Raw genomic sequence first — 24,698 nt, 5'->3', positions numbered from 1 at the left:
GTGAAACAAAAGACGGGTGATAACATGCTGTTTGATACACACGTTCATTTAAATGCAGATCAGTTTCAAGAAGATATAGAAGAAGTAATCGGGCGCGCGCAGGAAGCGGGCGTCCACCGAATGGTCGTTGTCGGGTTTGACAGGCTGACGATCGAGCGGGCTATGGAGCTTATTGAAAAGTATGACTTTCTTTATGCTGCAGTGGGCTGGCATCCGGTTGATGCGATCGATATGACCGATGAAGACCTGGCTTGGATTGAAGAGCTGGCAGCTCATCCAAAAGTTGTCGCAATAGGAGAAATGGGTCTCGATTATCATTGGGATAAGTCACCGAAAGACATACAGAAGGATGTGTTTCGCCGTCAGATCGCTCTGGCAAAACGAGTGAAGCTGCCGATTGTCATTCATAACCGGGAAGCAACACAGGACATTGTTGATATCTTAAAAGAAGAAGGCGCGGAAGAAGTGGGCGGCATTATGCATTGTTTCAGCGGCAGTGCGGAGACAGCCCTTGAATGTGTTAAAATGAATTTTTACATTTCTCTTGGCGGTCCGGTTACGTTTAAAAATGCAAAAAAGCCGAAAGAAGTAGCCGAAGCCGTGCCGCTTGAGAAGCTGCTTATTGAAACGGACTGCCCGTACTTAGCGCCGCACCCTTACCGCGGAAAACGAAATGAACCTGCTTACGTCAAGCTCGTAGCCCAGGAGATCGCTGCACTAAAGGGAATTACGTACGAGGAAGTAGCAGCTGCAACCACTCAAAACGCCAATACATTGTTTCAACTTAAATAAGCAGGGGGCTCATACAGCCTCCGCTTTTTTACATGTCCGGGCAGCATGGACTAAATGGAAGAATGGGATGACGCGTTTTGATGTACAGGATATCGTTGATAAAAGGGCTGCAGCAAAAAATGATTTACAGCTTTTTGTTATCATGGAGGAAAAATGAAAATAAAAGAAATTATTGTAGTGGAAGGAAAAGACGATACCGTTAAAATTAAACTGGCGGTAGACGCCGATACGATTGAAACGCGCGGGTCGGCTGTGGATGACAGTGTGATCGAGCAAATTCGGCATGCCCAGGAAACGCGTGGTGTTATTATTTTAACAGACCCGGATTATCCCGGACAGCGCATTCGCAGTTTAATCGATGAAAAGGTACCGGGCTGCCGTCACGCTTTTCTGCCTAAAAATGAAGCCATTGAAAAGCACGGGCGCGGTGTAGGGGTTGAGCATGCGTCGGTTGAATCAATTCGCAGAGCGCTTCGTCATGCGCAGTATACAGATGAAGAAGCAGTGGAAGAAATAACGAGAGAGGACCTGGTCACAGCTGGCCTTATTGGTGGTCCAACGGCAAAATCACGCCGTGAAGCTATTGGACAAAAACTTAAAATCGGTTACGTAAACGGAAAACAGCTGCACAAGCGGCTGATGATGTTTCAGATCACAGGCGAGCAGTTCGCTAAAGCATTAGCGGAAGTGCTGGAGGAGGAACAATCATGAAGGATATTGCAACACCCTCGCGGACAAAGGACATTCTGGCCCGTCATGGTTTTTCATTTAAGAAAAGCCTCGGTCAAAATTTCTTGATTGACCCGAATATATTACAGCGAATCACAGAAACAGCCGAGCTGACAAAAGAAACCGGTGTAATTGAAATTGGACCGGGAATCGGGGCCCTTACAGAGCATTTAGCACGTTCTGCCGGAAAAGTGGTCGCATTTGAAATTGACCAGCGCCTGCTGCCTATTTTGGATGAAACGCTAGCACCGTACGATAATGTCACCGTTATTAATGAAGATGTGTTAAAAGCAGATGTAAAAGGAGTAGTAGAGCGGGAGTTTGCCGGATTTGACCGCTTAATGGTTGTCGCAAACCTTCCTTATTACGTGACAACACCGATTATTATGAAGCTGCTTGAAGACAAAATACCGGTAAACGGATTTGTGGTGATGCTGCAAAAAGAAGTAGGCGACCGTATTTCGGCCCGTCCGTCTTCAAAAGAATATGGATCGCTTTCGATTGCTGTCCAATATTATACAGAAGCCTCCATTGCATTCATTGTCCCAAAAACGGTGTTTATGCCGCCTCCAAATGTGGATTCTGCCATTATTAAACTTGATGTGCGCAGTAAGCCGGCCGTCTCTGTAGAAGACGAAGACTTCTTTTTCCTTGTCACGCGGACATCGTTTGCCCAGCGTCGGAAAACGATTTTAAACAACCTTGTCAACGGTCTTCCGGGAGGAAAAGAAAAAAAAGAAGCGATTATCGAAGCACTTGAGGAAGCAGGCATTGAGCCATCGAGACGCGGTGAAACGTTGTCACTGGCTGAATTTGCTGCATTGGCTAAGGCATTAGCAGACAAAGGAATAAGCCAATAAAAAACCGCTCTTTCAAAAAGAGCGGTTTTTTTTAAGAGGTTGGGAAATACTAGCGTTAGCGAAAAAAATCGTTATTTGCCGAATAAAAAATATTGACATTAGATGGACACGCTGATAAAATATTTTGTTTATTTGACTAAAACGAAAGTTTGTGCTACACTAAACATAGTGAGGTGGATGCAGATGCCGAAAACATTAGCTGACATTAAAAAAACGCTTGATTGTCATTTGGGTAAAAGATTATTGCTAAAAGCAAATGGTGGACGTCGGAAGACCGTTGAGCGTTCTGGTATTTTAACGGAGACGTATCCTGCTGTTTTTGTTGTAGAACTTGATCAGGACGAGAATTCATTTGAACGCGTTTCTTACAGTTACGCGGATATACTCACTGAGACAGTGGAACTAACATTTGAAGATACGGCGGCAGGCAGCGCAGTATAAATGACGTGCTTCTGGTAAAACAGCACATCAGAGAGCAGGCTCAAAAGATTCAATTCGAATCTTTTGAGCCTGCTCTTTTTCTTTTGTGATAAAATAAGACAATAATTTATTGTGTATAACGCAAAGTAGGTGGATTGAAATGAAATTAATGATTAAAGCGCCGGCGAAAATTAATTTAACACTCGATGTGCTGCATAAACGGCCGGACGGTTACCACGAAGTAGAAATGATTATGACGACAGTTGATTTAGCAGACCGGCTTGAGCTGGAAAGCTTAAATAAAAATGAAATCCGAATCATTTCCCATAATCGGTTTGTTCCGGATGACAGCCGAAATCTCGCTTATCAGGCAGCCAGGCTGTTAAAGGATCGATACGGCATTAAAAAAGGTGTATCTATTCAAATCGACAAAATCATTCCGGTTGCCGCAGGGCTGGCAGGCGGCAGCAGTGATGCGGCAGCGGCACTCAAAGGATTGAACCAGCTGTGGGGCCTTGGCCTGTCACTCGACGAGCTTGCGGAGATTGGAGCAGAGATCGGTTCGGATGTTTCATTTTGCGTCTATGGAGGCACAGCGCTTGCGACAGGGCGCGGTGAAAAAATTGAACATCTGCCGGCTCCGCCCAACTGCTGGGTTGTTTTAGCTAAGCCGACGATTGGCGTTTCAACCGGTGAGGTGTATAAGAATTTAAAATTGGACCGCATGAAGCGGCCGGACACACGTGCGATGATCGATGCCATCAAAGAAAGCAATTATGAGAAAATGTGCCGGAATATGGGTAACGTTCTGGAATCTGTCACCCTTCATGCTCATCCCGAAGTCGCTCTGATTAAAGAGCAGATGATTCGTTTCGGAGCGGATGCTGTACTGATGAGCGGCAGCGGTCCGACAGTGTTTGGTTTGATCCGTCATGATTCCCGCATGCATCGGGTGTACAACTGCCTGCGTGGATTTTGTGACCAGGTATACGCAGTACGTATGCTTGGGGATACCGACCTGGTTGATTAAAACCGTATATTAAGATATATTGTAATTAAAATATTCGGTTTTACTCCCCAGGAGGTTTAAATAGAACGATGAAGTTTCGTCGAAGTGAACGTATTATTGATATGACACATTATTTGCTCGAACATCCGCATCAGCTTGTGTCACTGACTCTTTTTGCCAATCGGTTCGGTTCTGCCAAGTCTTCGATCAGTGAAGACTTGGCCATTATTAAAGAAACGTTTGAAAAACGTGGTATCGGCACACTGCAAACGGTTCCGGGAGCAGCAGGCGGTGTAAAATTCTATGCCCGTGTTGACAGGGAAAGCGCAAAGGAATTTATTACCGATTTGTGCCGGCAGATTGAAAACCCGGACCGCCTTCTGCCAGGCGGCTATCTGTACATCATGGATCTGCTTGGAAATCCTGCTGTGATGAATAAGATCGGCAAGCTTCTTGCTTCCGCCTATGCAGACAAAAAAATTGATGCGGTCATGACGGTCGCCACAAAAGGGATCCCGATTGCACATGCCATTGCGGCACATTTAAATGTGCCGGTTGTTGTCGTGCGCCGTGACAGTAAAGTAACGGAAGGGCCGACTGTCAGCATCAATTATGTCTCTGGTTCTACAAAACGCATTCAGGCGATGGTGCTTTCTAAGCGCAGTTTAAAAGAAGGATCAAAAGTGCTTTTGGTCGACGACTTTATGAAAGGCGGCGGCACCATCAATGGGATGATCAGCCTGCTGGCTGAGTTTAACGCTTCTGTCGCAGGTATTGCTGTTTTAGTGGAAGCGGAATATCCGGATTGCTTGATTGAGGATTATATTTCACTCGTGAAGCTGAAGGATGTAGATGAAAAAAGCGCAGCGATCTCTATAGTGGAAGGCAACTATTTTGAAAAAAATACTGAATTTTTACAGGGGGAATCAGAATGAACATTGTAAACACAAAAAAAGCACCGGCTGCTATCGGCCCGTATGTACAAGGCGTTGTGGTTAACAACTTGTTTTACAGTTCCGGCCAAATCCCTTTAACAGCTGAAGGAACACTTGTGGAAGGAACGATTGAAGAACAGACACATCAAGTGTTTGCCAATTTAAAAGCTGTGCTGGAAGAAGCAGGCGCTTCTCTTGAAACGGTTGTGAAAGCGACTGTTTTCTTATCGGATATGAACGAGTTCGTTCCATTCAATGAAGTGTATGGTGAATATTTCTCGGCGCATAAACCAGCCCGTTCATGCGTAGAAGTCGCTCGTCTTCCAAAAGACGTAAAAGTAGAAATTGAAGTAATTGCACTTGTAAGAGCATAAACCGGCCCCGTGCCGGTTTTTCTATTTTATTTTTTTTCAAGAAAAAAGAGGGAATATTGCAACGATTATGGAATTAGTAGTTTAAGCTTTTTTAAATATGGGAAAAGGGGGTGAATATGCGTGGAAATAACAGATATAAGATTACGACGTGTTCAAACGGATGGACGAATGAGAGCGATCGCATCAATCACATTTGACGGGGAGTTTGTTATTCATGACATTCGCGTGATTGATGGCAACAACGGCCTGTTTGTGGCTATGCCAAGTAAACGAACGCCGGAGGGAGAATTCCGCGACATTGCGCACCCCATCAATTCCGGAACCCGCGGAAAAATTCAAGATACCGTTCTTGGTGAATACCACCGTATCTGCAAATTAGAGCAGGAAGAACTGGTTGTGCTTGAAGAAGCATAAATACAATATGTTTTATCTGCGAGGCGGTCTCCGCCTTTTTCCACAAGAGCCTAGGGAATCCGACAGGCTCTTTTTTTGCGTTGTGAAAAATGTGTCAATTTCGGTCTAGCATTGAAATCAGCTGCTATTTAAGATATATTCAATAGTGGATAATTAGGTGAGGAGGCCTTTTATGACGAATATCTACGCTGTCATTCTGGCTGCAGGACAGGGAACTCGCATGAAATCGAAGTTGTACAAAGTACTGCATCCAGTCTGTGGAAAGCCAATGGTAGAACATGTTATCGATCAAATTTCAGATTTACATACAGAGCAGATTGTAACCATTGTAGGCCATGGGGCTGAGATGGTAAAAGCGCAGCTGGGCGAACGTTCTGCGTACGCACTACAGGCAGAACAGCTTGGGACAGCACACGCTGTGATCCAGGCGGAATCGATTTTAGGAGACAAAAAAGGCTGCACGCTTGTTGTATGTGGAGATACACCACTTATTCAAACATCGACAATGGAAGCGCTCGTGAAGCATCATGAAGAAACAGGTGCAAAAGTTACGATTTTAACGGCTCACGCTGAAAAGCCGGATGGATATGGCCGCATTATTCGCGGTGCGGATGGTTCTGTCAGCCGGATTGTGGAACATAAAGATGCATCGGCAGAAGAACGGGCGGTAAAAGAAATTAATACAGGCACGTACTGCTTTGATAACGAATCGCTGTTTCGTGCGTTGAAAAATGTATCAAATGATAACGTACAAGGTGAATACTACTTACCAGACGTGATTGAAATCTTAAAAGAAGCAGGCGAAACGATTTCAGCGTATCAAACTGAAAGCTTTGATGAAACACTAGGTGTAAATGATCGTGTAGCCCTTAGCGAAGCAGAGCGAATTATGCGTTCACGTATCAATGAAAAGCATATGCGTGCAGGTGTAACAATCATTGATCCGCAGAATACTTATATCGGACCGGATGTTGTGATTGGTTCAGATACGGTAATTCACCCTGGCACGGTTCTTTCCGGCGATACGTCTATCGGCGAAGATTGCGTTATTGGACCAAACAGTGAAATTGCGGCGTGCCAAGTGGGAGACCGGACTGTTATTCGTCAGTCAGCGGCTTTTGAAAGCCAAATTGGTTCAGATGTAGCGATTGGGCCATTCGCACACATCCGTCCAAGCTCGGCACTTGCTGATCACGTGAAAATTGGAAACTTTGTCGAAATAAAGAAAGCATCGTTTGGCGAAGGAAGCAAAGCTTCTCATTTAAGTTATATTGGTGATGCGAATGTTGGCAGTGATGTAAACATTGGCTGCGGAACCATTACGGTAAACTACGATGGGAAAAACAAATTTTTAACAACGATTGAAGATGGTGCGTTCATCGGCTGCAATTCGAATTTAATTGCGCCGGTTACGGTAAGAAAAGGCGCTTATGTAGCAGCTGGATCTACGATCACAAGTGAAGTACCAGAAGAAGCGATGGCAATTGCACGGGCCCGTCAAGTGAATAAAGAAAATTATGTTTCAAAAATATTTCCAAAATAATGAGTAAATCAGGACTGTGGAGGTCATCATGAGCAATCAGTATTTAGATCCAAACTTGAAAATCTTTTCGTTAAATTCAAATCCGGCACTTGCTCAGGAGATTGCAGAATTTATCGGAGTTGAACTTGGAAAATGTTCCGTTACCCGTTTCAGTGATGGTGAAGTACAAATTAACATTGAGGAAAGCATTCGCGGCTGCGACGTTTATATCGTTCAATCAACAAGCGGCCCGGTCAATGAACATTTGATGGAATTGCTCATTATGATTGATGCATTAAAAAGAGCGTCTGCCAAAACAATCAATGTTGTACTTCCGTACTACGGCTATGCACGCCAGGATCGTAAAGCGCGTGCCCGTGAGCCGATTACAGCCAAGCTTGTGGCAAATCTTCTTGAGACAGCAGGAACAACCCGTTTAATCACATTGGATCTTCATGCGCCTCAAATTCAAGGCTTCTTCGATGTACCAATCGATCACTTAATGGGTGTGCCGATCTTAGGTGATTATTTTAAGAAAAAAGAATTCAACAAAGACGAAGTGGTCATTGTATCGCCAGATCACGGCGGTGTAACACGTGCGCGTAAGCTGGCGGACCGTCTAAAAGCACCAATTGCCATTATTGACAAACGCCGTCCTCGCCCGAACGTTGCTGAAGTGATGAACATTGTCGGAAACGTCGAAGGAAAAATTGCGATTTTAATTGATGATATTATCGATACAGCAGGTACGATTACACTTGCAGCAAACGCTATTTCAGAAAGCGGAGCGAAAGAAGTATATGCGTGCTGTACACATCCAGTGCTTTCAGGTCCGGCAATGGAACGTATTGAGAACTCAAATATTAAAGAGCTCGTTGTGACAAACTCTATTGCACTTGCTTCTGAAAAGAAAACAGACAAGGTTGTTGAATTATCCGTGGCGCCGCTTCTTGGTGAAGCGATTATCCGCGTTCATGAAGAACAATCTGTCAGCACATTATTTGATTAATAACTGCTCGAAGGCCGGTGCTTTTTTAAAGCGCCGGTTTTCTTTTTTGCCGCCATGTTTATAAGTCAGCGATTTAGGGAATAAACAGTGATGTACAGATAAAAGCGTTCGATTTATAAACAGGAGGGTGAAGGAGTTTATGACTACATTACAAGCCAAAAAACGTGAAGGATTTACAAGAGCAGCACTAACGGAGATTCGTACATCAGGTTCTTTTCCCGCTGTTGTATACGGAAAAGGAGTAGAATCAAAACCGGTTTCTGTAGAGGAAGCTGAATTTATTAAAACGATCCGTGAAGTGGGAAGAAACGGATTGATTTCATTGCAAGTAGATGGAAGTCAGCATGACGTAATTCTGCAGGAATATCAGCAGGATCCAATCAAAGGATTTATCGTCCATGCAGATTTTCTTGCAGTTGACCGTTCTTCTGAAATTACATCACAAGTACGTGTTGACCTTGAAGGGGAAGCGGCCGGAGCGAAAGAAGGCGGCGTCATTCAGCAGCCGTTGTTCGAATTAAACGTGACGGCAAAAGTATCCGAATTCCCGGAGAACGTAACAGTGGACGTATCAGAACTTTCAATCGGCGATTCGATCTCGGTTGGCGACATTCGCACTAAGTACGCCTTCGTCATCGAAAACGAAGATGAAGAAACGATCGTTTCCGTTCTTCCTCCACAAAAAATTGAAGAAGAAACAGAAGAAGGTGCGGATGAAGCTGCAGAAGCAGAAGAAACAGACGTACCTGCTGAAGAGGAAACAAAAGAGGCGTAATTCTTTGGACAAACAAAAACAGGCAGAGCGATCTGCCTGTTTTTTTTGCATGCAGTCATGTATACTAAGAATAACTGTGAAAATTGAGGTGCAAGAAGAATGAAATTAATCGTAGGCCTTGGCAATCCAGGCGCGAAGTATGCTGGGACGCGGCATAATATCGGTTTCGATGTGATTGATGAACTAGCAAAGCAGCTCGGCGCAGAATTAACCGAAGCAAAGCATAAAGGGCTGTATAGCGTTGCTCGTAAAGGATTAGAAAAAGTCATTTTGCTAAAGCCGCTCACTTACATGAATTTGTCGGGTGAAAGCATTGGCGAAGTGATGCGTTATTATAATATTGAAACAGATGATGTGATCGTCGTATATGATGATCTTGATTTACCGCAGGGAAAAATAAGACTGCGCGAAAGAGGAAGTGCAGGCGGTCATAATGGCATCAAATCAACGATTGCTCATTTAGGCACCGATCAATTTAAGCGGGTGCGGGTAGGCATCGGCCGGCCGGACGGACCGATCAAAACGGTTGACTATGTGCTGGGCAAATTCAGCAGCGAGGAACAAATCGCGATGAATGAAGCCGTTCAAAAAAGTGCAGATGCTTGTTTGTATGCAATAGATCATTCATTTATTGAAGTCATGAACGAATTTAACCAATAAGAATCAGCATAAAAGCTTTGGGTGTATGCCCCAAAGCGTTTTTCTGTTTTGGAAAAGGGGGAACAGCAGGGATGAACCATTTACTTGATTTGTTTTTAAAAAATGACGAGGCAAAATCGATTATCGATGGAATGGAAGCGGGAATGAAAGAACAGCTGGCTGCAGGCCTGTCCGGCTCATTGCGGGCTGTTTTTGCTGCTGCGGCCCACCGAAAGCTTCAAAAGCCGGTTATGATCCTCACCTACAATATGCTGCAGGCTCAAAAGCTGTACGATGATATGGTGCAGTTTGTGCCGGAAGATGAAGTGTATTTGTATGCGGCTAACGAGCTGATTGCAGCAGAAATCAGCGTAGCCAGCCCAGAGCTGCGCGCACAGCGAATTGAAATGCTGAATCACCTTGCGCTGAAGGGGACAGGGGTTTACATCGTTCCTGTAGCGGGACTGAAAAAATTACTGCCTTCTAAAGAAATATGGAAGCGACTTCAAAAAACATTTACAACTGGAGAAGAAGTCGAGCTGGAAAGCTTGAAGCATGAGCTGGTGGAAATGGGTTATGAGCGGGCTGATATGGTATATGCACCAGGAGAATTCAGCATCCGCGGCGGCATTGTCGACCTGTATCCGCTGACCTCCGAGCATCCGGTTCGGATTGAGCTGTTTGATACGGAGATTGATTCTATTCGGACATTTGCGCCCGATACACAGCGTTCCATTGAAAATATGACCTCCATCTTAGTAGGCCCGGCAGCGGAAATGCCTGCTTCAACAGAAGACCTGGCTGCGCTTGCCGGCCGTCTGCAGGAAGCGCTGGATGCGACCATTAAAAAAATCGGCAGTGCAGAAGTAAAGCAGCAGCTGTCTTCTTATGTAGGAGGAGATATTGAAAAGCTGAAGCAGGGCATTCGGATTGACGAACTGGGTAAATACACATCGCTTCTTTACGATCAAACGTCGGTCGTAACCTCGTATTTGTCGGAGGGAGGACTTGTTTTTTGGGATGAAATGAGCCGGATCAAAGAAATTAGCGAATCGCTTGAGAAAGAAGAAGCAGAATGGTATACCGCTCTTATTGAAGAAGGCAAAGCTGTTCACGGTTTAACGCTTGCTCACACGCTTCAGGAAGCGATGCAGGCGACCGTGCAGCCGTCCGTTTATTTGTCGCTGTTTATGCGTCAGACGGCAGGCGGAAAGCCGGAAAACATCGTGAACTTTTCTGCCCGTCCTATGCAGAGTTTTCACGGGCAGATGAATGTGCTCGAAGGCGAAATGGAGCGGTGGAAAAAGTCTGGAACGACAGTACTGTTCTTAGGTGAAACAGCCGAGCGGGTCGAGAAAATCAAAACGACCTTAAATGACTACGGCATGGAAATTACGATGCTTAAAGATCAAAATGAAGTGATTGAGGGAGTTGTTCAAACGGGTCCAGGTACCCTGACGGCCGGGTTTGAATTTCCATTGCTGAAAATTGCCGTTGTGACTGAGCAGGAGCTCTTCAACAAGAAAGCGCCAAAAAGCAAGCGGCGCCAGAAGCTTTCGAATGCAGAGCGAATCAAGAGCTATTCTGAGCTGAAGGCCGGGGACTACGTTGTTCACATAAACCACGGAATCGGTAAGTATCTCGGGATTGAGACACTCCAAATTAATGGGATTCATAAAGATTATTTAAAAATCAAATATCAGGGCACAGATGAACTGTTTGTACCGGTCGATCAAATTGAGCTTGTTCAAAAATACGTAGGCTCGGAAGGAAAAGAGCCGAAAATTTACAAGCTTGGCGGCAGCGACTGGAAACGGGTGAAGCGAAAAGTTGAATCGTCTGTACAAGATATCGCCGATGATTTAATCAAGCTGTATGCCGAAAGGGAAGCGGCGCGTGGTTATGCTTTTTCACCGGACGGAGATATGCAGCGGGAATTTGAAGCCGCTTTTGCTTATGAAGAAACAGAAGATCAGCTGCGTTCGATTCAAGAAATTAAACGGGACATGGAGCGGGAGCAGCCGATGGACCGCCTGCTTTGCGGCGACGTTGGCTACGGCAAAACAGAAGTGGCCATTCGCGCAGCGTTTAAAGCAACCGCGGACGGCAAGCAGGTCGCGATCCTCGTTCCTACGACAATTCTTGCCCAGCAGCACTACGAAACACTGAAAGAAAGACTTCAGGACTTTCCGGTAAACGTCGGCCTGCTCAGCCGTTTCCGCACGCGCAAGCAGCAAACGGAAACATTAAAAGGTGTCAAGGCCGGCACCGTTGATATTGTCATCGGTACACACCGTCTCCTGTCTAAAGATGTACAATATCAGGATTTAGGCCTTTTGATTGTCGATGAAGAGCAGCGCTTCGGGGTCACCCATAAAGAAAAAATCAAACAGCTAAAAACGAACGTGGATGTGCTGACACTGACGGCAACACCTATTCCGCGGACTCTTCATATGTCTATGCTTGGTGTACGGGATTTGTCTGTTATTGAAACACCGCCGGAAAACCGCTTCCCGGTACAGACCTATGTAGTGGAACATAACCTTGGTCTTGTCCGTGAAGCAGTCGAGCGGGAAATTGCCCGCGACGGGCAGGTATTCTATTTGTATAACCGGGTGGAAGATATCGAGCGGCGAGCTGAGGAAATTTCGATGCTTGTGCCGGATGCCAAGGTTGCTTATGCTCATGGCCAAATGACGGAAACAGAACTTGAGGCAGTGATTCTTAGCTTTTTAGAAGGAGAATCTGATGTGCTGGTTACAACGACGATTATTGAAACCGGCGTTGATATTCCAAATGTGAATACGCTGATCGTGCACGATGCGGACCGGATGGGGCTGTCACAGCTCTACCAAATCCGTGGACGCGTCGGCCGTTCAAACCGGGTGGCATATTCTTACTTTATGTACCGAAAAGACAAAGTGCTGTCTGAACCGGCGGAAAAGCGCCTGCAGGCAATTAAAGAATTTACCGAACTCGGTTCCGGATTTAAAATTGCGATGCGCGACTTGTCAATCCGTGGAGCAGGAAATCTGCTCGGCTCCCAGCAGCACGGATTCATTGATTCGGTCGGCTTCGATTTGTATTCACAAATGCTGAAAGAAGCAATCGAACAAAAACAAGGCGGCGACAAGGAAGAAAAAGCGCCGGTCTTTGAAGTGGATGTTACGATTGATGCGTACATTCCGGATGCGTATATTACGGACAGCGCTCAGAAAATTGATATGTACAAACGGTTCCGCTCAGCAGATTCATTGGAGGAAATTGACGAGCTAAAAGAAGAAATGACAGACCGCTTTGGCGACTATCCACAGGAAGTGGCCGACTTGTTCCGGGTGGCAGAAATGAAAATTTACGCAGCCCGGACAAAGCTGGAGTCGATGAAGCAGTCGAAGGACGTTATTACTTTGTTAATGAGCGAAGAAGGTACAAAAGAAATAGATGGGTCCAAAGTATTTGCGGTTTGCAACAAATTTGGCAATATGTGTGGAATCGGTATGGAAGAGCAGCGGCTGAAGATCACGATTGACCAACGAAAAGCACCGGAGCAAGGCTGGTTTGCAGCTGTATTTGAATTAATAAAAGAACTTGAAGGCGCAAAAAAACAAATGTAATTTCATGTATAGAATGTTTCCTCTTGAAAGATAATAACGCCAAGAAATGGTTTCGATATTTTGATGGTGAAAGAGAGGCATTCGATGATGAAAGCTACAGGTATTGTTCGACGCATTGATGATCTTGGCCGTGTGGTCATTCCGAAAGAAATTCGCCGTACCCTTCGTATTCGCGAAGGAGACCCGCTTGAAATATTTGTGGATCGTGACGGCGAAGTGATTTTGAAAAAATATTCACCTTTTACAGAACTCGGTGACTTTTCCCAGGAGTATGCAGAAGCACTGCATGACAGTTTAAACTATTCAGTGCTGATCTGTGACCGTGATACAGTCATTTCGGCTGCCGGTGTTAAAAAGAAAGACTTCGTAGAACGAAAAATCGGCCCGGTAGTCGAATCGGTTATTCAGGAAAGACGCTCAGCTGAGAGCAGTGAGCAGCGCAGCGTAGAATTCGCGGATGGCCGCACGGTAGAAGCTCAATCGTATTTTATTACGCCGATTATTGCGGCTGGCGATACGATCGGAGCAGTTGCCCTGTTTTCAGAAGACCGCACGGCAGGTGAAGCGGAACAAAAAGCCGCTTTTGTCGCAGCTTCTTTTTTTGGGAAACAAATGGAACATTAACCCGGACTCCCGCCTTGGGAGGCCGGGTTTTTCTTTTCAAAGCGGAAAAAAATCAGTAAAGTAGTCACTGAGGTGGTTGCGTGAATTGGGAAAAATCATTTTTAAAAGGGGCTTTTTTATTAACAGCCGCCGCATTGTTTGTGAAAGTATTAAGCGCTGTGTACCGGGTTCCTTTTCAAAATATCGTTGGAGACACCGGCTTTTATATTTACCAGCAGGTGTATCCGTTTTATGGGATTGCAGCGGGGCTTGCGGTATCTGGATTTCCAGTGGTACTTTCCCGGCTGACATCAAGTACGGATGAACGAAGAGAGAGGGTCATCGTCCATACAGCCTTTATAACGATTGGGGCGATGGGCTTCGCTGCTTTTTTGCTGCTTTTTTTGGGTGCCGGCTGGATTGCCCAAGCAATGGCAGATGAAGCGTTGAAGCCGCTTATCCAGTGCAGCGCCCTGTTTTTTTTAGTTGTTCCGTATATTGCGGTTCGGCGGGGTGCATTCCAGGGAGTGGGGAACATGGTGCCGACCGCTTCTTCTCAAATGATTGAACAGTCGGTACGGGTTGCAGGAATTTTGTTCTTTTCTTTTTTTATTGTTTTTTCAGGCAGGTCGCTTTATGATGCGGGTCTTGGTGCCGTTTTTGCATCGCTTTTAGGAATGGCCGCTTCTGCCATTGTATTGTGGAAACACAGCAGAACGGGTCGGCAGGCGATTTTATTTTTGTTTGACCGCCGGACGGCTGTTCAAGTGGCACTGCATGGGACGGCTGTTTGTGTGTCTGCCCTAACGCTCGTTCTGCTTCAGCTGGCCGACTCGTTTCAAGTATACAGCGGTCTTCTTGCCGCTGACATGATAGAAACAAGCGCTAAAGCGTGGAAAGGTATTTTTGACCGCGGCCAGCCTATGCTTCAGCTCGGTGTAACCGCGGCTGTTTCTATTTCTCTTACGATTGTGCCGCTTATTTCAAGAGCGCGTAAGGAGCAAAACAAACAAGCGGAGGCTTCTTTCAGCCAGCTGGCACTTCGGGTGAGTTTTGCGCTGGGGCTGGCTGCTTCAGCTGGCTTAGCGGCTGTTATGGTTCCTCTTAATGTGATGCTGTTTAAAACGGCTGATGGATCAGGCTTTCTGGCCGTTTTCGGTTTATCGATCTTTTTTTATTCGATTATGGCAACGATGAACGCCGTTTTCCAAGGGAAGGGAAATGACTGGGTGCCGGCCGCTGGAACGGTGTTAACTGTGGTCGTGAAGTGGGGGGGCAATGCGCTGTTGATTCCGCTCTGTGGCCTTTACGGTGCAGCCTTTGCGACAGTAGGCTCACTTTTAGCCGGTGTTTGCTTTTTAATCATCATGTGGAAAAGAAAGCGTGAGCCGTTTTTACCTTTCGTATTTATGTGGAAAACCACAGCAGCAGCTTCTTTAATGGCAGGTCTTGTTTTTCTTTTTGTACATGGCATGGTTACGCCCGAATCAGGAAGACTCTGGAGTGGCGTGGCGGCTGTAAGCGGAGCACTGCTCGGCGCCTGTTTGTTTTTGGTTTTCATGGTAAAATGGAGAATATGGAATGATGACGATTTGCGTATCCTGCCGTTCGGCGAAAAATGGATCAAACGAGCAGGAATGCGGATAAGAAGGAAGTGATAGACAGTGACGAACCAAATTACGATTGTCGGTCTTGGCGCGGCGGATTTGAACCAGATGCCGCTTGGCGTTTACCGGCTTCTTAAAGAAGCAGAGGTCGTTTGGCTGCGAACGAAGGAGCACCCGGCCGTAGCAGCGTTAGAGAAAGAAGGAGTCCGCTTTGAAAGCTTTGATGCCATTTATGAAAAGCACGGCCGGTTTGAAGAAGTATACGATGAAATCGTAGCAGCACTGCTTCAAAAAGCAGAGCAGGGACCCGTCCTTTATGCAGTTCCGGGTCACCCAATGGCTGCGGAAAGAACGGTGCAGCTTTTATTAGAACGAAAGCAGAAAGGTGAAGCAGAGGTCGTGATTGGGGGAGGACAGAGCTTTCTCGATGCTTTATTTACAAGCGTTGGAATTGATCCAGCAGACGGCTTTCAGCTGCTCGATGGGACGGCTCTAAACCGTGACGACATCCGAATTGCTGGCCACTTGATTATTGCCCAGGTATACGACGCTTTTGTTGCCTCTGATGTGAAGCTGACACTGATGGAGAAGTATCCGGATGAGCATGAAGTAACGGTCGTGACAGCGGCGGGAAGCGAGCAGGAAACGGTGCGCAAAGTGCCGCTTTATGAGCTGGATCACGGTATGGAACTAAATAACCTGACGAGCGTTTATGTGCCGCCTGTCCAAAGAGAAGAAGATACGTACCGGGAATTTTCTGTCCTGCGCGGGATTATTGCGCGCCTCCGGGACCCAGAAGGCGGATGCCCTTGGGATATCAAACAGACACATGCTTCGCTGAAAAAGTACCTGCTTGAGGAAACATATGAATTGTTTGAGGCAATCGACAACGAAGATGATGAAGAAATGGCAGCTGAGCTCGGTGATGTTCTGCTTCAAGTGCTTCTTCATGCACAAATCGGGGAAGACGAAGGCATGTTTACGATTGAAGACGTGATTGCCTCCACATCTGCCAAAATGATTCGCCGGCACCCTCACGTGTTTGGTGATGCAACAGCTGAAACGGCTGAAGAAGTCAAAGTAAACTGGCAGGAAATCAAAGCCGCTGAAAAAGGAAACAAAGAAGAACGGATCCTGGACGGCATTCCAAAAGGGCAGCCGGCGTTGATGGAAGCATATGATCTTCAGAAAAAAGCGGCGAAAACAGGCTTTGACTGGCCGGACGCAGAAGGCGTCATTGAAAAAGTAAAAGAAGAATGGGCTGAATTTTTAGTAGAAACCGAAACAGGTCATCCAGACCGGCTTCGGGAAGAATTTGGCGATGTTTTATTCACGTTGATCAACGCAGCGCGGTTTTGGGATATTCATCCGGAAGAAGCCCTTCAAGCGGTTAACCGTAAATTCCGGCGCCGCTTCGGGTTTGTGGAAGATAGGGTGAAAGAAAGCGGACGTCCATTTTCTGATTTTACCTTAAAAGAATTAGATGAATTTTGGGATTTGGCCAAAGGAGAGGAACGAGCATGAGGCTTGATAAATTTTTAAAAGTATCCCGCATTATTAAACGGCGCACACTGGCAAAAGAAGTAGCTGACCAGGGGCGCATTCTCATTAACGGCACGGAAGGAAAAGCAAGTTCCAACGTAAAAGTGGGAGATGAGCTGACAGTCCGGCTCGGCCGCCGTGTCATGACTGTAAAAATCGAAAAGCTGCTCGATACAACGAAAAAAGAAGAAGCAGCCGGCATGTACACCGTATTAAAAGAAGAACACATTGGCGAATAAGAAAAAGCACCCGTTTCAGGCGGGTGTTTTTTTCATGAAAGCCCCTTGCTGTGCATAGGATGTCCATAAAGGGGATGGATGCAATGGATATGAAACAAGGCCATACCGTAAAAATGGACGGGCGTAAAATGATTGAGATGACAGGCGTCATTCAGGTGGAGCGATTTGACAGCACAGAATTTCTGCTTGAGACCATTATGGGAAAGCTGAAGATCCGCGGCACTGGTTTAAAAATGAAATATTTTGACACAGTGAATAAATCAGCAGCCATTGAAGGGCGCATTACTGCTTTTATGTATGTGGAAGGCGGTATGGGCAAATCATTTTTTAGACGGTCGACATGAATATTCACGTACAATTTGATACAGCTCTCGCGATGGTCAGCATGGGCATTTGTTTTGGGCTGCTGCTTGAATGCTACCGCCGTATTCGTCCTAAAAAAACCGGTCTAGTATTTGTAACAGATGTATTGTTTTGGATTTTGTATGCGATCTTGCTGTTCACTTCCCTGTACAAAGTAAATGATGGTATTGTTCGGCCGTCTTTTTTCCTTTTTTGGACGGCCGGCTGCCTGATGTATGGCACATTCCTGCGCCGGTTTTTTCTTCCGATCGTAGATGGTCTTTTTTTCTCGATTCGTTTTTTGTATCGAATGATTTCAGGAATCATCCGTATCTTTCTTGTTGCTCCGCTTCTTTTTGCCGTAAAATGTATCCTTTCTCTTGCCAGAATGAGTAAGTTTCTATTATCATGGTTGGTAAAGGTAGTGATCGTGCGGCCATGGACGGCTATACGCCGTCCGAAAAAATAAAAGCGGAGGAACATTGATGCGCGGATTCAATAAAGAAAAAGTAGCTTCCTTAAAAAACGCCTTTGTCCTAAGTGAAGAAAGAAAATCAATGTTTAAGATGAAGCACAAACAGAAATTAATGCGCAGACTGGCAGCTTTTGGTGTAGTGGCATTGATCATTTTAGGTACGGTGTCATCTGCTTTGTTCTCACAAATTGGAAATTTAAATGAGAAGAAGGAAGATCTGGCAAAAGCAAAACAGTCACTGGCTGAACTAAAGCAGCAGCAAAAAGAGTCGGAGGAAGAGCTGGTCCGGCTGCAGGATGATGAGTATATTGCGAAGCTTGCTCGGAAAGAATATTTTTATTCAGAAGATGGAGAAATTCTCTTTAATATTCCGGAAGATGAGGAAAAAGCCAAAGATACAGAATAGTAAAGAAAGCATGTCATGTTGACACGCTTTTTTTACGTACTATAATAATAAGTAAAGTTCGAACAATTTTAAGGAGGAACAATTTTTTTATGTCAATCGAAGTGGGCAGCAAGTTACAGGGTAAAGTAACCGGCATTACAAAATTTGGCGCATTCGTACAATTGCCGGAAGGTTCGACGGGTCTTGTTCATATTAGTGAAGTGGCGGATAATTACGTCAAGGACATCAACGACCATCTAACTGTTGGCGATGAAGTGGAAGTAAAAGTTTTGAATGTGGAGAAAGACGGTAAGATCGGCTTATCGATTCGTAAAGCAAAAGATAACCCGCCGCCGCAAACGCAATATCGTCCGCGTCCACAACGCCAGGGTGATTTCCGTCAAAAAGGACCGCGCGGCGGCCAGCCGCCTGTCGAGAACTTTGAATCGAAAATGGCCCGTTTCTTGAAAGATAGCGAAGAACGCATTTCAACGTTGAAGCGTCAAACAGACTCACGCCGAGGCGGAAGAGGCGGAAGACGCGGATAACGCTTGCTCCCTGTCGATCTCAATAAATGTGTACTAAGCATAAGCACTTATTTTTAAAGTCCCGAATACTATAATTCGGGGCTTTTTTATTTTTTATTGGGGAAAAGAGGGATTGCGGTTTGCTTATTCAACATCTATACGTCGAGCGCCGTTCTGCGGCATTAACAAAGCCGTTTATTACGGCATTAAGAACGGTTACGTCCATTGAGTTTATAGTGGTTCGCCTTTTGCTGGAGGATGGGACAGAAGGCATTGGGTCTGCTGCACCGACAATGGTGATTACGGGAGACTCAATTCAAAGTATGGAGGCAGCTATTCAAACGATCATCTCTCCTCTCTTAATAGGCAAGGAAGTGAATGATATCAGGGCGCTGTCACAGGCGGTTCAGCTTTCCTGTGTAGGAAACACAAGTGCCAAAGCAGCTGTAGAAATCGCTTTGTTTGATGCTTATGCTAAAGGAATGAACATACCGCTTTATCAAGTGTTTGGCGGTAAAACCAACGTCCTTCAAAACGATCTGACCATCAGCATCAATCAAACCAGCATGATGGTGAAGGATGCAGTCGATGCTGTTCAAAACGGGTTTACTGCATTGAAAGTAAAAGCCGGGCTGAGTGCAGACGAAGATCTTAAAAGGATTGTGGCTATTCGTGAAGCCGTTGGAGAAGCCGTTGAAATCCGCGTAGATGCGAATCAAGGCTGGACAAAAAAAGAAGCCGTGCGCATCATTCACCGATGGCAGCATGAGGGACTGAATATTGCAGTGGTTGAACAGCCCGTAGCAGCGGGAGATCTGGAGGCTTTAAAATATGTAACAGACCGTGTTGAAACGCCGATTATGGCAGATGAAAGTGTTTTTTCGCCCGAGCAGGCAATGGAGCTCGTGCAAAGAAAAGCGGTAGATTGGCTGAATATTAAGCTGATGAAAACAGGAGGCATTGTGAGAGCTTTGCAAATTGCAGACATTGCACAGGCAGGCGGAGTTCCCTGTATGATCGGAAGCATGATGGAAAGCAGTATTAGCGTGATGGCTGCTGCTCACTTGGCCGCTGCCCATCCAAATATTAAAAAAATCGATCTGGATGCGCCGCTGTGGCTTAAGGAGGGCCGAGTAAAAGATTTTCCTTTTAACGGACCGGCGATTATGCTGGGTAAACAGCCGGGCATTGGCTATCACTTTTTAAAAGATGGTAAAGAAAAGGGGACATAGTATCCTCTTTAAATATCCGAAAAAAAGCAAAAAAAGACCGGCAAGCTTTTGCCTGCCGATCTTTTTGCTGTATGACCCCTACGGGATTCGAACCCGTGTTACCGCCGTGAAAGGGCGGTGTCTTAACCGCTTGACCAAGGGGCCGTTATAGAAATAAAGTGTGTCTGGCTTTAACGGCCAGCTCCTCAAGCTGTAAGCAGTGATGTCTTACGTCTGTTGGAGCTGGACAATCGTTTCAGCTCTTCTTTTATAGCGGCGGAGGGGATCGAACCCCCGACCTCACGGGTATGAACCGTACGCTCTAGCCAGCTGAGCTACACCGCCAAGTTGTGGTTGTCTGTAACAGCACAAAATCTATAATAATGGCGGAACGAAAAAAAGTCAACACTATTTCCGGAATTTTTTCATTCTAATTTTGTCGAACGATTTTTCTTGCCTATTTCCTTCGTTTGACAAAGTTTTGACAATCAATCTTTTATACTTCTCGATAACGATTAAAAGGGAGTGGTATTGTGCAAAGAGCGGAGCTGGGAATGACAGGAGAAGCGGTTCTAGGCCATGGATGGGGAAAAGGGTTTGCAGGAAAAACGGCCTTTGTTTTGCTGGATCGTGGCTGGATTTTAGTGCCGGCCGGCTTTTTGTTTGGACGGGCACTGCTGCTTTCGCAGCTGTCGCCATTCGCGCTTGCCTTTTTTGCGGCCGTCTTTATGTTGAAGAAAGAAGTCGCCCCTCGGGTATTTTTAGCTATACTAGCCGGAGCGCTTACGATTTCGCCTATTCAAGCATCAGTGGCTTTCACTTTATTATTTTGCTTTCTGATCGTTCATCGGGTGTTTCGATCCCTTCATAAGGGAGAAATAGCACCTGTTCCATTCTTTGTTTTTTTTACAACACTCGCTGTGAAAAGTGTTTTTTCTTATATTATAAACGGATCCCAGTTTGTGCCTGCATATGATCTGGTGCTGGCGGCTGTAGAGGCCTCACTTGCGTTTGTGCTGTCGCTTATCTTTATGCAGTGTATGCCGTTTTTATCCCTCTCCGGACGAATTCGGACATTGAAAACGGAAGAATGGATCAGCTTGTTAATTGTTTTCGCTTCTGCCGCGACCGGTATGGCTGGCTGGGTGGTTGGGGGGCTGGAAGCCGATCATATTGCTGCCCGCTATTTAGTTACAGTGGTTTCTTTTTTATCTGGTGCCGCATTTGGATCGGCAGCGGGTGTGGTCAGCGGACTAGTCTTAAGCCTTTCGGGCGTAAATGATTTTCATGAAATGAGCATCCTGGCTTTTGCGGGTCTGCTCGGGGGGCTGTTTAAAGAGTGGAGGAGGGGCGGTGCGATTGCGGGCTTGATGACAGCCACTGTCCTTGCTGGTTTTTATGGAGAAGGCAGCCTGACCAATATGGATGCCTTATACGAATCAGCCATTGCGGCTGTCCTGTTATTCTTAACGCCAAAAGCCTGGACAGACCACCTGTCAAAATTAATACCAGGCACAACCGAACATTCGATTGAGCAGCAGCGCTACCTGCGGAAAGTACGGGATGTGACAGCCAATCGGATGGAACAGTTTTCGGATTTATTTGATGCGCTTTCAAAAAGCTTTTCTCAGTCGGGCCATTTTCACGAAACCGCTGAACGGGAAGTGGACCTGTTCCTCAGCGGAATCACAGAGAAAACATGTCAGACCTGCTTTAAGAAAGAGCAATGCTGGGCCTATCAGTTTGATGAAACGTACAAGCTGATGAAAGATATATTGGAAGACGCCGATCAAGGGGCTGACGCGCTTTCTCCTCATTTAGCAAAAGAGCTGGAGCAATACTGCTTCCGTCCAGCCAGGGTTGAAGCGGAGATTCGCTCGCAGCTGACCTATTACCGGGCAAACAAAAAGCTGAAGCAGCAAATGAGAGAGAGCCGGACAATTGTCGCTGATCAGCTTGAAGGCGTTTCAAAAGTGATGCAGGATTTTGCCGCTGAAATGAAACGAGAGGAAGAAACACATATTTCTCAGGAAGAAAAAATCACAACAGCCATTGAATCGTTTGGAATGGAAATTACCGATATCAGTGTTTTTAGTGTTCAAAAAGGTGCGATCGATATTGAGATGACGCTTCCTCATTCAAAAGTGCACGGAGAGAGCGAGAAAATTATCGCACCCATTCTTTCTGACCTGCTGAACGAATACATCATTGTGGTGGACGAGCAGCAGGATGGCTCGGGTGTTCGGAGCGTGTTTCGTTCGGCTAAAGCTTTTCGCGTTGTAACAGGCCTTGCCCATGCAGCAAAAGGCGGCGGCTTAATTTCAGGGGACTCCTTTTCTGCTATTGAAATCGGGACAGGAAAATTTGCTCTGGCGATCAGCGATGGAATGGGAAATGGAGGACGGGCCCACGACGAGAGCAGCGCAACGATCAGCCTGCTGAAGCAAATTCTTCAGTCAGGTATTGAAGAAACAGTAGCTGTAAAGTCGATTAATTCGATTCTTTCTCTTCGGACGAATGATGAGGTGTTTTCTACGCTTGATTTGGCGATTATTGATTTGCAGGATGCCCGCACGGTCTTTTTGAAAGTCGGTTCCTCGCCAAGCTTTATTAAACGGGGCAGCCAGGTCATCAAAGTAGAAGCCGGCAATGTGCCGATTGGTATTTTACAGCAGCTTGAAGTGGAGACGGTTCATGAACAGCTGAAGTCAGGAGATTTACTGATTACGATGAGTGATGGTGTGTTTGAAGGACCTGAATTTATCGAAAACGCCGACGTATGGATGAAGAGAAAAATTAAATCTATTGAAACCAATGATCCACAGGCGTTTGCTGATTTATTAATGGATGAAGTGATGCGGGCGCAGTCCAATGAAATCCGGGATGATATGACGCTTTGTGTAGCACGTGTTGAACACAATGTACCGGAATGGGCGGCCATTCCTATTTATGACATTGAGCCGTCTGCCAAAACAAAAAAACGGTCTGCAAGACGCCGGGCTGTATAAAATTCCCCTTTTCAGTCGAATATGAAGAAAACGAGTGAAAGGCGGGCGTAATCATGAAAATGGGCACGATGAGGCAATTGCTTTTACTGACGGACGGCTGTTCGAATACAGGGGAAGATCCAGCAATGATGGCCGCTTTTGCCCGGCGGCGTGGTATTACCGTCAATGTGATTGGGATTGTCGATGGAAACGGAACGGATCCAGGACTTGCTGAGATTGAAGCGATCGCCAAAGCGGGAGGGGGAGAAAGCCGGATTGTGCAGGCAGCGGCCCTGTCAGAGACCGTGGTAAATGTGACAAGGCAGGCGATGACAGGCACTATTTACAGCATTATTAACGAAGAACTGCGTGGTATTTTAAACAAAGAAGCGAACGTTGAGTCTCTGCCGCCGGCTACAAGAAGCGAGATTGCCGAAAAGGTGGAGGACATTAGCGAAGAAGCAGCGCTTGAGCTGCTCGTTTTGACAGATATGAGTGCCAGTATGAAGTTAAAGCTGCCGGCAGTAAAAGAAGCGCTGTATGATCTTTCTATGTCAATGCAGTCACGTATCGGCCCATCTTCTTTTTCGCTTTGGACATTTCCAGGGAAATATAGTGCAGCAGAAGAGCGGATTGGCTGGACCAACGATGCCGGTAAATTAGCAGAGTCATTTCCGCAGCTTCTGTCAGGAGGTATCACACCGACTGGACCGGCTATTCGCCAGGCGCTGTCTTCCTTTATGGAAATGAGCGAATACGATGAAAAATCGATATGAAGCAAGCCCCGGTGAACAGATTAAGGGAAAATGGACGGGGCATGTATGGCGAGTCGAGCGGGAAATTGGCCGCGGAGCGAATGGGATTGTTTATCTTGTAAGAGGGTCGGCTGGACGAGCTGCACTCAAATTTGCAGATTCCGCTTCTGTTGCGTCTGAGACAAATGCTTTAACAGCACTTGAGCGGGTCAGGGGAGCATCTCCCGGCCCTTTTTTCATTGAAGCGGACGATCTGGAAAAAGAGGATGCTGTTTATCCATTTTTTTTAATGGAGTTCATTGATGGACCGATGCTTCATACATTTATAAAAGGCAAAAAAGAAGAATGGGCCATTATTTTATTAATCTGGCTTCTTACCTTTTTGGATTCCCTTCATCGGCTGGGGCATGTAATGGGTGATTTGAAGCCGGAAAATTTCATTGTTGTCAGCCAAAAAGCGATTCGGGCCGTTGATGTAGGAGGCATGACAAAGTTTGGGCGGTCTATCAAAGAGTACACAGCGCTTTATGACCGGGCGGCATGGCAGGCCGGAACAAGAAGAGCTGAACCTGCGTATGACTTGTTTGGAGCGGCAGTGCTCACGGTTTCCCTCCTTCATAAACAGGCTGTGCAAAGGGCAATCGGGCATATCGACGATCTAAAAAGCATCGTTCAATCGTCTCCAGCCCTGCAGCTGATTGAGCCTGTTTTATTCAATGCGTTTGCAGGCAAATACGAGAGTGCCTCCGCTATGAAAAGAGACTTGCTTCTCTGCTTTGCGAAAACAAAAACAAGGACAAGAACAGGAAGGCAAAAAAGAAAAACCTTTTGGGCAGGAAAATGGTTCGTGCTGGCAGGCGCTTTGGCCGCCATCTTGATGCTGTTTTTGTTACACTAAAAGAAAACGCAGAGAGGCGGCGCAGGAGCTGTGCA

Annotated in this window: 25 protein-coding genes and 2 tRNA genes; 25 read left to right on the top strand and 2 right to left on the bottom strand. The window is 46.0% G+C overall.

Features of this window, described 5'->3' with window-relative positions; genetic code table 11:
- Nucleotides 1–24: 24 nt before the first annotated feature.
- The 22 genes from RRU94_RS08250 (at nt 25) to RRU94_RS08145 (ending at nt 20,044) form a co-directional block, all read left to right on the top strand.
- Nucleotides 25–792: a TatD family hydrolase gene (locus RRU94_RS08250; protein WP_251274074.1), complete on the top strand. Its 768-nt coding sequence runs from the start codon at nt 25–27 to the stop codon at nt 790–792.
- A 153-nt stretch (nt 793–945) separates the two neighbouring features.
- A complete protein-coding gene (gene rnmV / locus RRU94_RS08245) occupies nt 946–1,503 on the top strand; it encodes a ribonuclease M5 (protein ID WP_315693646.1) in 558 nt (185 codons plus the stop codon).
- Nucleotides 1,497–2,381, top strand: a complete 885-nt coding sequence (gene rsmA / locus RRU94_RS08240) for a 16S rRNA (adenine(1518)-N(6)/adenine(1519)-N(6))-dimethyltransferase RsmA (protein WP_315695873.1) — start codon at nt 1,497–1,499, stop codon at nt 2,379–2,381. The genes rnmV and rsmA overlap by 7 nt, the downstream gene beginning before the upstream one ends.
- Before the next feature lie 183 nt (nt 2,382–2,564).
- Nucleotides 2,565–2,822: a biofilm formation stimulator Veg gene (gene veg / locus RRU94_RS08235; RefSeq protein WP_242237000.1), complete on the top strand. Its 258-nt coding sequence runs from the start codon at nt 2,565–2,567 to the stop codon at nt 2,820–2,822.
- A 139-nt stretch (nt 2,823–2,961) separates the two neighbouring features.
- Nucleotides 2,962–3,831 carry a 4-(cytidine 5'-diphospho)-2-C-methyl-D-erythritol kinase gene (ispE, locus tag RRU94_RS08230; protein WP_315693644.1) on the top strand — a complete coding sequence of 290 codons (870 nt, stop codon included), beginning with the start codon at nt 2,962–2,964 and terminating at the stop codon, nt 3,829–3,831.
- Between the two features lie 68 nt (nt 3,832–3,899).
- Nucleotides 3,900–4,745, top strand: coding sequence for a pur operon repressor (gene purR / locus RRU94_RS08225; protein ID WP_251274067.1), 846 nt, complete (start codon nt 3,900–3,902; stop codon nt 4,743–4,745).
- Nucleotides 4,742–5,119: a RidA family protein gene (locus RRU94_RS08220; protein WP_242237007.1), complete on the top strand. Its 378-nt coding sequence runs from the start codon at nt 4,742–4,744 to the stop codon at nt 5,117–5,119. Before purR ends, RRU94_RS08220 begins: the two co-directional genes overlap by 4 nt.
- 120 nt (nt 5,120–5,239) lie before the next feature.
- Nucleotides 5,240–5,533, top strand: a complete 294-nt coding sequence (spoVG, locus tag RRU94_RS08215; protein ID WP_242237009.1) for a septation regulator SpoVG — start codon at nt 5,240–5,242, stop codon at nt 5,531–5,533.
- 172 nt (nt 5,534–5,705) lie between these two features.
- Nucleotides 5,706–7,076: a bifunctional UDP-N-acetylglucosamine diphosphorylase/glucosamine-1-phosphate N-acetyltransferase GlmU gene (glmU, locus tag RRU94_RS08210; protein WP_315693640.1), complete on the top strand. Its 1,371-nt coding sequence runs from the start codon at nt 5,706–5,708 to the stop codon at nt 7,074–7,076.
- A gap of 28 nt (nt 7,077–7,104) precedes the next feature.
- Nucleotides 7,105–8,064 carry a ribose-phosphate diphosphokinase gene (locus tag RRU94_RS08205; protein WP_251274064.1) on the top strand — a complete coding sequence of 320 codons (960 nt, stop codon included), beginning with the start codon at nt 7,105–7,107 and terminating at the stop codon, nt 8,062–8,064.
- 139 nt (nt 8,065–8,203) lie between these two features.
- Nucleotides 8,204–8,839 carry a 50S ribosomal protein L25/general stress protein Ctc gene (locus RRU94_RS08200; protein WP_315693638.1) on the top strand — a complete coding sequence of 212 codons (636 nt, stop codon included), beginning with the start codon at nt 8,204–8,206 and terminating at the stop codon, nt 8,837–8,839.
- 99 nt (nt 8,840–8,938) lie between these two features.
- Nucleotides 8,939–9,499: an aminoacyl-tRNA hydrolase gene (gene pth, locus RRU94_RS08195; RefSeq protein WP_315693637.1), complete on the top strand. Its 561-nt coding sequence runs from the start codon at nt 8,939–8,941 to the stop codon at nt 9,497–9,499.
- A gap of 71 nt (nt 9,500–9,570) precedes the next feature.
- Nucleotides 9,571–13,092: a transcription-repair coupling factor gene (gene mfd, locus RRU94_RS08190; RefSeq protein ID WP_315693636.1), complete on the top strand. Its 3,522-nt coding sequence runs from the start codon at nt 9,571–9,573 to the stop codon at nt 13,090–13,092.
- Between the two features lie 87 nt (nt 13,093–13,179).
- Complete coding sequence (spoVT, locus tag RRU94_RS08185) at nt 13,180–13,716, top strand: stage V sporulation protein T (protein WP_242237073.1); 537 nt, start codon at nt 13,180–13,182, stop codon at nt 13,714–13,716.
- Between the two features lie 80 nt (nt 13,717–13,796).
- Nucleotides 13,797–15,353 carry a putative polysaccharide biosynthesis protein gene (locus RRU94_RS08180; RefSeq protein ID WP_315693634.1) on the top strand — a complete coding sequence of 519 codons (1,557 nt, stop codon included), beginning with the start codon at nt 13,797–13,799 and terminating at the stop codon, nt 15,351–15,353.
- 6 nt (nt 15,354–15,359) lie between these two features.
- Nucleotides 15,360–16,826, top strand: a complete 1,467-nt coding sequence (gene mazG, locus RRU94_RS08175) for a bifunctional methyltransferase/pyrophosphohydrolase YabN (protein WP_315693633.1) — start codon at nt 15,360–15,362, stop codon at nt 16,824–16,826.
- Nucleotides 16,823–17,083: an RNA-binding S4 domain-containing protein gene (locus RRU94_RS08170; RefSeq protein ID WP_242237027.1), complete on the top strand. Its 261-nt coding sequence runs from the start codon at nt 16,823–16,825 to the stop codon at nt 17,081–17,083. The genes mazG and RRU94_RS08170 overlap by 4 nt, the downstream gene beginning before the upstream one ends.
- An 83-nt stretch (nt 17,084–17,166) precedes the next feature.
- Complete coding sequence (locus RRU94_RS08165) at nt 17,167–17,427, top strand: YabP/YqfC family sporulation protein (protein ID WP_251274047.1); 261 nt, start codon at nt 17,167–17,169, stop codon at nt 17,425–17,427.
- The gene (yabQ, locus tag RRU94_RS08160) at nt 17,424–17,894 is read left to right on the top strand and encodes a spore cortex biosynthesis protein YabQ (RefSeq protein WP_315693632.1); all 471 of its coding nucleotides are present in this window, start codon (nt 17,424–17,426) and stop codon (nt 17,892–17,894) included. The genes RRU94_RS08165 and yabQ overlap by 4 nt, the downstream gene beginning before the upstream one ends.
- A 16-nt stretch (nt 17,895–17,910) precedes the next feature.
- Nucleotides 17,911–18,306: an FtsB family cell division protein gene (locus RRU94_RS08155; RefSeq protein WP_315693631.1), complete on the top strand. Its 396-nt coding sequence runs from the start codon at nt 17,911–17,913 to the stop codon at nt 18,304–18,306.
- 89 nt (nt 18,307–18,395) lie between these two features.
- A complete protein-coding gene (locus tag RRU94_RS08150) occupies nt 18,396–18,833 on the top strand; it encodes a S1 domain-containing RNA-binding protein (RefSeq protein WP_050183679.1) in 438 nt (145 codons plus the stop codon).
- Between the two features lie 119 nt (nt 18,834–18,952).
- Nucleotides 18,953–20,044, top strand: a complete 1,092-nt coding sequence (locus RRU94_RS08145) for a dipeptide epimerase (protein WP_315693630.1) — start codon at nt 18,953–18,955, stop codon at nt 20,042–20,044.
- A 72-nt stretch (nt 20,045–20,116) separates the two neighbouring features.
- Here the strand turns inward: RRU94_RS08145 and RRU94_RS08140 are convergent.
- Both RRU94_RS08140 and RRU94_RS08135 read right to left on the bottom strand, forming a co-directional pair.
- A tRNA-Glu gene (locus tag RRU94_RS08140) sits at nt 20,117–20,188 on the bottom strand.
- A 106-nt stretch (nt 20,189–20,294) separates the two neighbouring features.
- Nucleotides 20,295–20,368: transfer RNA gene (locus RRU94_RS08135), tRNA-Met, on the bottom strand.
- A 188-nt stretch (nt 20,369–20,556) separates the two neighbouring features.
- On the opposite strand from RRU94_RS08135, the gene spoIIE reads away from it, so the two are divergent.
- Genes spoIIE through RRU94_RS08120 form a run of 3 tightly spaced genes read left to right on the top strand, consistent with a single transcriptional unit; the run spans nt 20,557 to nt 24,663 of the window.
- Nucleotides 20,557–23,031: a stage II sporulation protein E gene (spoIIE, locus tag RRU94_RS08130; RefSeq protein ID WP_315693628.1), complete on the top strand. Its 2,475-nt coding sequence runs from the start codon at nt 20,557–20,559 to the stop codon at nt 23,029–23,031.
- A gap of 53 nt (nt 23,032–23,084) precedes the next feature.
- Complete coding sequence (locus tag RRU94_RS08125) at nt 23,085–23,786, top strand: vWA domain-containing protein (RefSeq protein ID WP_315693627.1); 702 nt, start codon at nt 23,085–23,087, stop codon at nt 23,784–23,786.
- The gene (locus tag RRU94_RS08120) at nt 23,770–24,663 is read left to right on the top strand and encodes a protein kinase domain-containing protein (RefSeq protein ID WP_315693626.1); all 894 of its coding nucleotides are present in this window, start codon (nt 23,770–23,772) and stop codon (nt 24,661–24,663) included. The genes RRU94_RS08125 and RRU94_RS08120 overlap by 17 nt, the downstream gene beginning before the upstream one ends.
- Nucleotides 24,664–24,698 lie beyond the last annotated feature (35 nt).

This window comes from Domibacillus sp. DTU_2020_1001157_1_SI_ALB_TIR_016 (assembly GCF_032341995.1).
GTDB lineage: Bacteria > Bacillota > Bacilli > Bacillales > Domibacillaceae > Domibacillus > Domibacillus indicus_A.
Note: the sequence above shows the minus strand (reverse complement) of the source record. Positions and strands in the feature narration are given on the sequence as shown.

Coding starts and splice junctions, on each gene's coding strand:
- ispE (WP_315693644.1), top strand. CDS start 2,962: ATGAAATTAATGATTAAAGCGCCGGCGAAAATTAATTTAACACTCGAT.
- veg (WP_242237000.1), top strand. CDS start 2,565: ATGCCGAAAACATTAGCTGACATTAAAAAAACGCTTGATTGTCATTTG.
- RRU94_RS08170 (WP_242237027.1), top strand. CDS start 16,823: ATGAGGCTTGATAAATTTTTAAAAGTATCCCGCATTATTAAACGGCGC.
- RRU94_RS08220 (WP_242237007.1), top strand. CDS start 4,742: ATGAACATTGTAAACACAAAAAAAGCACCGGCTGCTATCGGCCCGTAT.
- RRU94_RS08155 (WP_315693631.1), top strand. CDS start 17,911: ATGCGCGGATTCAATAAAGAAAAAGTAGCTTCCTTAAAAAACGCCTTT.
- RRU94_RS08205 (WP_251274064.1), top strand. CDS start 7,105: ATGAGCAATCAGTATTTAGATCCAAACTTGAAAATCTTTTCGTTAAAT.
- yabQ (WP_315693632.1), top strand. CDS start 17,424: ATGAATATTCACGTACAATTTGATACAGCTCTCGCGATGGTCAGCATG.
- purR (WP_251274067.1), top strand. CDS start 3,900: ATGAAGTTTCGTCGAAGTGAACGTATTATTGATATGACACATTATTTG.
- mfd (WP_315693636.1), top strand. CDS start 9,571: ATGAACCATTTACTTGATTTGTTTTTAAAAAATGACGAGGCAAAATCG.
- RRU94_RS08200 (WP_315693638.1), top strand. CDS start 8,204: ATGACTACATTACAAGCCAAAAAACGTGAAGGATTTACAAGAGCAGCA.
- RRU94_RS08165 (WP_251274047.1), top strand. CDS start 17,167: ATGGATATGAAACAAGGCCATACCGTAAAAATGGACGGGCGTAAAATG.
- RRU94_RS08250 (WP_251274074.1), top strand. CDS start 25: ATGCTGTTTGATACACACGTTCATTTAAATGCAGATCAGTTTCAAGAA.
- glmU (WP_315693640.1), top strand. CDS start 5,706: ATGACGAATATCTACGCTGTCATTCTGGCTGCAGGACAGGGAACTCGC.
- RRU94_RS08120 (WP_315693626.1), top strand. CDS start 23,770: ATGAAAAATCGATATGAAGCAAGCCCCGGTGAACAGATTAAGGGAAAA.
- spoVT (WP_242237073.1), top strand. CDS start 13,180: ATGAAAGCTACAGGTATTGTTCGACGCATTGATGATCTTGGCCGTGTG.
- RRU94_RS08150 (WP_050183679.1), top strand. CDS start 18,396: ATGTCAATCGAAGTGGGCAGCAAGTTACAGGGTAAAGTAACCGGCATT.
- RRU94_RS08125 (WP_315693627.1), top strand. CDS start 23,085: ATGAAAATGGGCACGATGAGGCAATTGCTTTTACTGACGGACGGCTGT.
- rnmV (WP_315693646.1), top strand. CDS start 946: ATGAAAATAAAAGAAATTATTGTAGTGGAAGGAAAAGACGATACCGTT.
- pth (WP_315693637.1), top strand. CDS start 8,939: ATGAAATTAATCGTAGGCCTTGGCAATCCAGGCGCGAAGTATGCTGGG.